Source organism: Succinivibrio sp., from assembly GCF_045124615.1.
Lineage (GTDB): Bacteria > Pseudomonadota > Gammaproteobacteria > Enterobacterales > Succinivibrionaceae > Succinivibrio > Succinivibrio faecicola.
In genome coordinates, this window is record NZ_JBGVMC010000100.1 from 1 (window position 1) to 7264 (window position 7264).

A 7264-nucleotide genomic window follows, 5' to 3' on the forward strand; every position below is an offset into this window, starting at 1 on the left:
ATTTTTTGCATATCTTGAAGAAAAATTCGGTAAGGATTACAAGAATCTACTAGCAAAGCCTGTTGAAGATGGTGAATATTTTAACTTTATTACAAATCTCTCCGGCGAGTTTGAGTTTTTAAACGAAAAGAATAAAGAAAAATATGCAGAGGCTCTATCTGCTTTTAATAGCAAAAAAGCTAAGGTATATGAGCATCTTACATCTAATGAGCCTATTGACGATGAAATCATAAATGAGAACAGACACACTATTGCAAAGCTTCTTGACAGATGCGACAAAACTGTAGTTTTTGAGTCATCAAATGTTACATGTCTTGCAACAGAGCTTAAAGGAAAAAGCTCTTTTGCAAAAAAAGCTGTGATTGTAAATAGTGCCATTAGCGCTGCACCAGCATCAAAAGGTCATGGATGCTGCATTGCCTTTTTACTTTTACTTCTTTTATTACTATTGCTTTTAGGTCTTCTTTGGTGGTTCTTTTTACGCCCATGGCCACAATCTGGCACTTTACGTGAATCAGTTGAGCGCTACTGTCCTTATGTAAAAGAAAAGTTAGGTCTTTTAGATAATCAAAAAAGCTCAGATAATTTAGAGGTGGTACTGCCTGATAATACACAGCCAGAGGTTCAAGAGCCTGTTGATGAAGAGGCAGTTGCCGATCCTGATTTAGAGCAAAAGAAAAAGGAAGAAGAGGCAAAGGCTTTAGCAGAAAAGGCAAAAGCTGAGGCTGAAGCAAAGGCTAAAAAAGAGGCTGAAGCAAAGGCTAAAGCTGAGGCTGAAGCAAAGGCTAAAGCTGAGGCAGAAGCAAAAGCTAAAAAAGAGGCTGAAGCAAAAGCTAAAGCAGAAGCTGCAAAAGCTAAAAAGATCCCAAAGTGTAAAACTCTAAAGGAGCAGGGAAAGCTTCCAACTCTTGGTATTGCCTTTGATGGTTCTGAGTCTATGACACTTTCTTATGGCTCAGCATCAAGACTTGTAGCTGCAAAAAATGCAGCTGTAAATCTTATAAAAAATGTTGATAAGAATGTAAGTATCAGCCTTGTTGAGATCAACGGCTGTCCTGTTGCTAAAAACAGAGGTGAATATTCAGGTGCAAGACGTAATGCACTTATAGGTGCAATCAATAATATCAATCCTTATGCATATGATGGAAAAACTCCTCTTATAAACGGACTTACAGAACTTTCAAAAATGCTTGATGGTGTGAATGCCGAATCTGTTGGCATTCTGATATCAGATGGTGAGGATACCTGTCCTTTCACAGCAAATATGAATGTATGTGAAGTAGCTAAAAGAATTCACCAAAAAAAGCCTCTTTTAAAGATCCATACAATTTTAATAGGTGATAATATTGACTCTGCTGCATGTATTGCTAGACATACAAACGGTCAGGTATTCAAACCAAGAGATGCGATTCAGATAAAGAATCAGATAGAGCAGGCTGGCTCTACATTAAAAAAAGTTTGTGAAGAATAAGGTGAAATATGGCAACCAAGCTGTTAAATTCAGGAAATCTTAAGGATTATCAGGCAATAGGTGAGGATGGAATTTTAGTCTGGCAAAGAGCTGATGCTTTTAGAACATCCATAATCAATTCTCCAGTACTTGGCAGAAAGTATGCAGATATTCTTGCAGTCCCTAAGTTTTCATCAGATGCCACTCATGTTGACTGGTTTATACCTTTTGATTCAGAACGCTCTGATGGCGAGTATGATGTAGTTTCCTGGAGCGCAGCTACACTTGATGAGAAAAAAAGAGCATATAGCTATTTAAATGAGCTTAAATCAAAGTTTCTTTATTATGGAATGAATCTTGAGGCAAGTGCATTATCATCAAATGATAAGCTTTTTGCCCATTTCCTTATAGGAAACAGCAAGGATAATATTCAGTTGCCGGCTTTTCAGTTTCCATCTGATGAATATGTATATATTGTAAATGGCAGACCAGTTATAACCTTCTGGGGATTTATAAACCACAATTCAAAACTGCAAAAAGATCCTTTCTTTATTTTAAGAACTGAAGATAATGTATTAAAGGGGACTACCAGTGCAAATACAGCTACTGCAACAGCAACAGCAGCAACAGCAACAGCAACTTCATTCTGGGCTGCTCATAAATGGTGTCTTTTACTCATTCCTCTTTTGCTTTTGTTGCTGCCTTTACTTTTATATCTTTTATGGTGGCTTTTCTTTGCAAGATCACTGCCTTTATTTGCAGTAGCACCTGATCTTAAGAACCTATCTTTAGATCCTGTAGAGATTGAAAAGACAGGATATCTTCCATTTTATGAAGATACAGATCCGATTGCTGTAAAGAATACAGGTTTTGTTGCAGATGATGGAACTTTAGTTCCTGTAGATGATAAGAATTTACCTCAAGGCGAGCAAGATACTCCTGTTTTAGATGACACTGTGAATGAGCAAATTGAAAATCCATCAGTAAACACAGATGATAACGGCTTACTTCCTGAAAACGAGCCATCGCAGGAAAATGATGATCAACAAAGTGCAACTCCACCGCTATTAAATGAGGATGGAGCACAAAATGCTCAATCAGGAGATGATGCTAGCAAAGATAATCAAGGTGACAGTGGGGTGCTTCCTCCACCTGTTTTAAATGAGAATAATGAACCTGTACTTTCAAATTCAGATTTGAATTCCGGTGATATTTCAAAGCTTGATGGTGTCTGGAAGGTAAATTCTCCTATTGTTGAGAAAAATACTAACAAGCCTATCAATCTTCAGTATGAATTTAAAAATGGAAAAGGTAAAGCTGTTATAACACAAAGAGATGGAGTCAAGTGCTCTGGCGATGTAAATGGAGGCTTGGCAGCAGGCTCTCTTAGCATAACCAATCAGTCCGTTGCAAAATGTACTGATGGAAGTACCTATGTTCTTCCATCTGTAAAATGTAGCAAAGGAAAGGATGGAAAGTCATCTTGCATGTCAGAGTATGACAATACAGCTAATACCGATCAGTCAAAATTTCCAATGGAACTGCACAGATAAGGAGTGCAATAAATGTCAGTATCAAAGTTAATTGCTACATCAGTTTTGTCTTTATCAGCATTGTTGTGTGCATGCCAGAATCCTTCTGTTCAGGATGATCAGAGTGTCAATCCGAATCTGAAGAAGGATGAGCCTGAATTCTTTTCAAAATCAGGTGCACAGTCCTGCGTAGGCGGAGCATTAGTTACAGGTCTTGCCTGCCTTTTTGTAACCGATGGTGATAAGCTTCCAGCCTGCGTTGCTGCAGCTGCAGCAGGTTGTGCTGTTGGTATTACTGCAAACTATTATCTTGATAAGGTAAGAGCAGATTACTCAAATCTTGAAGATCAGTTAGATGCTACAAAAGAGCAGATTCAAAAATCCATTGCAAGCACTAGCTCATTAAAGCAATCAACTGAAGATCTGATTAGAGATGATAGTGCTGAAGCTGACAGAATAGTTAAGAACATCAAAGATGGAAAGGCTAAAAAGTCAGAACTTGATGACAAGATTAAAGAGATGGAAAGCAATCTTGCCTATATGCAAAAACGTCTTGCACAGGACAAGGAAATTTATAATGCTCATAAGGGAACTCAGAGCGCGTTAATGGAAGGTAAGGGGGCAAAACCTAACAGTATATCTCTTGCAAAGAAGAAAAATTCAGAGATTACTAAGGAGCTGGCAAATGCAGATAATGAATTGCTTGAACTTGAAAATGCTGTTATCGAGTATTCACAGAAGACTGCTAGCTACAAGAAAATTCAGGAAGCCTTAAGTTAAGAATTGGAGTTGAAATTGAAAAGAAATCTGTTAATAGGACTTACATTATTATCTGCTGTGCTATGCTCATGTACTACAACAAAAGAGCAGTGTGATCCAAAGATTAAAGATCCTTCTTTTTTTGATAAGCTAGGCTGTGTTGTATCTGGCTCCTATAAGGAAAGATCAGATGATAAGCTAAATGAGATTGCTTCTTTAAGAGAAGAGCATAAAAAACTCTCACAGGAGGTAATTGCACTTAATGATAAGCGTCCACAGATGCTTAAAGACAGAGAAAAGCGCTTAAAGGAGCTTGATAAGGTAAGAGCAGATCTATCAAGACTTGAAAATGATCTTGAAGCTAAAAAGGCAATGAACAGTAAATTATCTTCAAAGCTTGAGGCTGCAAAGAGTGCTGCTGATGAGGCATATAAGCTTCCTGATGATTCAAGTTCACTTGAGAAGAAAGAAAAGCTCAAGAATGTTCAGGACAATATGAATGAACTGTTAGATGCGATGGCAGAATCATTCTAAGTGAAAAATCTGATTCATAGAGAATTTTACTGTATATCATGTACAGCATTTACAGCATTTTGGTAGAATTAGATTATTAGAAAAACTAAACACAATGATAGACTGTCAATGTTCGTTGCTGTCTATTGTTATAAATACATCAAGAAGAATAGTATGATTAAATTTTTGGATTTAGAAAAAGTCAATAACCGTTATCGCAAAGAAATTGATGAAAGATTCAAGTGTATTTTGGATAAGGGCTGGTATCTGCAAGGTGAGGAAAACGAAAAGTTTTCTGCAAATTTTGCATCTTACTGTGGTACAAAATACTGCGTTGGTGTTGCAAATGGCCTTGATGCACTGACTCTTCTTATAAAAGCAGCAGGCTTTGGTCCTGGCGATGAGATTATTGTACCTGCTAATACTTATATTGCGACAATCCTTGCAGTATCTGCAAATGGCTGTACCCCTGTTTTAGTAGAGCCTGATCCTGATACTTTAAATATTGATGTAGACAAAATAGAGCAGAAGATCACCTCTAAAACAAAGGCAATCATGGTTGTTCATCTGTACGGTCAGGCTGTTCAAATGCAGAAGGTTGCACAGCTTGCTGAAAAATATAATCTTAAGGTATTTGAAGACTGTGCTCAGGCTCATGGTGCTTTATATCAGTCAAAGAGAGTAGGTAATCTGTCAGACGGTGGTGCATTCTCATTCTATCCTGGCAAGAATCTAGGCTGTTTTGGTGATGGTGGAGCTGTTACAACAAATGATAAAGATCTGTATGAAAAGATTAAAGCTCTTGCAAATTATGGTTCAAATGTAAAATACCATAATATCTATAAGGGCGTTAACAGCCGTTTAGATGAGCTTCAAGCTGCAGTTGTAGATGTAAAGTTAAAGCATCTTGATGATGATAACAATGCAAGACGCAGAATTTCTAAGTTCTACAGAGAAAATATTACTAACGATAAGATCATCTTGCCAAAGGTTTACAGTGAAGATGCTCATGTATGGCATATTTTCGCAATTAGAACCGAAAATAGAGATGCTCTTCAGAAGTATCTTGCAGATAAGGGTATTCAGACACTCATTCATTATCCTATTCCTCCACACAAGCAGGAGGCATACAGTGAGTGGAATAATGAAAGCTATCCTATCAGTGAAAAAATTCATGACACAATTCTGTCAATTCCTATGTCCCCTGTTCTTACAGAGGAAGAAACAGACTTTGTTGTTAAGGCATTAAACGCTTTTTAGTCATCTATTTTGAAATTCTTGGATTGTTTTCCTAGAATATCATGTCAAATACGTAATCTCTTGTCTCTCATCTTGAGTACTTGAGATTACGTTTTCTTTTTGTTACATAATTGTGCACTTAAGGCACAACATCAATAATTGTTTGATATTCTTCAAATAATTACACACTAATACACATAAGTAAAAAAAGTTGTGATCACAAACTTAGAATCTCCTAAATTAAAAAGTTATAAATATACGTCAAATTTAACTGTTCCTTTACCTATAAGAAAATAATAAGAAAGAATATAAGGAGGGGGTTATGGATCGTTCAAATTTAAAAGAGGCTTTTTTTAACCTTGCTACTGGTACCCCGGCGCACGCTCATGTTGTTTCATACATCGATGGTCGTCTAGTAAAGCTCGTTTCTCAAAGAAAGCGTCTTCCAAATGCAACTGAAGATGGTCATCATCATGTTCAGCGAATCAGAGTTGAGATTGATGGTGTAAGCGTATATGACAAACAGAAAACTCATACAGCTCAGGAAGCAAATGATGCTTTAAAGACCATTGTAAAGGCATTTGACAAGAATCAGTCTTCATCAAAAGATGATAAGCAACAGCTTCTGCCTCCAGATGAGACTTTTTCAAAAGAAAAATTCAATTATCCAGAGCTTACAACCGATCAGGTAGTTGACCTTGTTTATGTATCTTTGATAGGAAAGAGTTCCTGCAATTTTGAAGGTTTTGTATCTTATCATTATGTAAAGGTACATGCATATACCTATCTTCCAAATCCTGTTGTTCGTGAGACTGTTGAGCCTGTTGTAGAGGTGAAGGTGGACGGTTATCCATTCTTTACTGTTGTAGGTTATGTTCCAGAGAACATTGTAAAGGAATATGCTGAGTCCTTAAGAAAGAAGCTCAATGAAAAGCAGGTAGATTAAGATAAAACTATTTTTATTGTTCTAATCATAGTTATTCCTTACTCAATAATTGCAGATGATTATGCAATTGTGCTTTGAAATACAAAGAGTAATGTGTAATGCAACTCCAGTAATTTTAACAAAATACTGGAGTTTTTTGTTAAAAGGCTTTCTACTGTAATAAATGGATAGCAGCAAGCAGTTATGAAGCACGAATTAGGTTAAAAGATTATAATTATTACAATTTGTATAATTTTATAGTTTTTTATTCAGATTCTATTTAGCACTAAGCAAAGGTTAAAAGTCTTATTATTTAACTTTTTTTACTTCAATATAGCAGCTCTTTTTATAAAAGCTTATGCCATAAGAATAAATTTTCTTTATCAGAGGCTTTTTAAGAAATTGTTTTGCATACTCCATTCTGTCTATCTGCTCAAGTGCCTTTACAGCATCCTTGTCTAATAGTTCATCAGAATTTGAAGCCTTAATTTCAATAATGACAAGTTTTGATCCTCTTCTATCTAGGAATGTAATATCTGCATAACCATTGCCTGTTTCAGTATTTGATTTGAAATTATTTATATAATCGCCACAACTTGCAAATACACCCGATAAGAATCCATGATAGAAGTTCTCTTTCTTTGCCTTTGTTGCAAAATCTCTTACTGATACATAATTTAGCAGTAAATCATAGATTTTATCTGATGCAGTTTCACAATCACCTTCAAACAGAGCATTTGCTATAAGCATAGCTTTATTCTCTCCTTGTGTTGATGATTCTTTAAAATGCTGCAATATGTTAGCTTCAAAGCATTCTCTGATTTCAAGATTAGGTATTCTAAGAGA

Annotated in this window: 7 protein-coding genes; 6 read left to right on the forward strand and 1 reads right to left on the reverse strand. The window is 36.1% G+C overall.

The window, feature by feature from the left end; all coding sequences use genetic code 11:
- From ACJML3_RS02755 to ACJML3_RS02780, 6 genes are all read left to right on the forward strand, one after another.
- Positions 1 to 1471: vWA domain-containing protein (locus ACJML3_RS02755; protein WP_406020399.1), on the forward strand; the 1471-nt coding region annotated here is incomplete at its 5' end.
- 8 nt (positions 1472 to 1479) lie between these two features.
- The gene (locus tag ACJML3_RS02760; RefSeq protein WP_406020402.1) at positions 1480 to 3003 is read left to right on the forward strand and encodes an SrfA family protein; all 1524 of its coding nucleotides are present in this window, start codon (positions 1480 to 1482) and stop codon (positions 3001 to 3003) included.
- A gap of 12 nt (positions 3004 to 3015) precedes the next feature.
- A complete protein-coding gene (locus ACJML3_RS02765) occupies positions 3016 to 3762 on the forward strand; it encodes a hypothetical protein (protein ID WP_406020404.1) in 747 nt (248 codons plus the stop codon).
- A 15-nt stretch (positions 3763 to 3777) separates the two neighbouring features.
- A complete protein-coding gene (locus ACJML3_RS02770) occupies positions 3778 to 4275 on the forward strand; it encodes a hypothetical protein (RefSeq protein WP_406020406.1) in 498 nt (165 codons plus the stop codon).
- Positions 4276 to 4428: 153 nt separating this feature from the next.
- Positions 4429 to 5514 carry a DegT/DnrJ/EryC1/StrS family aminotransferase gene (locus ACJML3_RS02775; protein WP_406020408.1) on the forward strand — a complete coding sequence of 362 codons (1086 nt, stop codon included), beginning with the start codon at positions 4429 to 4431 and terminating at the stop codon, positions 5512 to 5514.
- 301 nt (positions 5515 to 5815) lie between these two features.
- Complete coding sequence (locus ACJML3_RS02780) at positions 5816 to 6439, forward strand: hypothetical protein (RefSeq protein WP_406020410.1); 624 nt, start codon at positions 5816 to 5818, stop codon at positions 6437 to 6439.
- 288 nt (positions 6440 to 6727) lie between these two features.
- On the opposite strand, the gene ACJML3_RS02785 is transcribed toward ACJML3_RS02780, so the two are convergent.
- The coding region (locus ACJML3_RS02785; RefSeq protein WP_406020412.1) for a PD-(D/E)XK nuclease domain-containing protein at positions 6728 to 7264 on the reverse strand (537 nt) is incomplete at its 5' end.

Coding starts and splice junctions, on each gene's coding strand:
- ACJML3_RS02760 (WP_406020402.1), top strand. CDS start 1,480: ATGGCAACCAAGCTGTTAAATTCAGGAAATCTTAAGGATTATCAGGCA.
- ACJML3_RS02765 (WP_406020404.1), top strand. CDS start 3,016: ATGTCAGTATCAAAGTTAATTGCTACATCAGTTTTGTCTTTATCAGCA.
- ACJML3_RS02775 (WP_406020408.1), top strand. CDS start 4,429: ATGATTAAATTTTTGGATTTAGAAAAAGTCAATAACCGTTATCGCAAA.
- ACJML3_RS02780 (WP_406020410.1), top strand. CDS start 5,816: ATGGATCGTTCAAATTTAAAAGAGGCTTTTTTTAACCTTGCTACTGGT.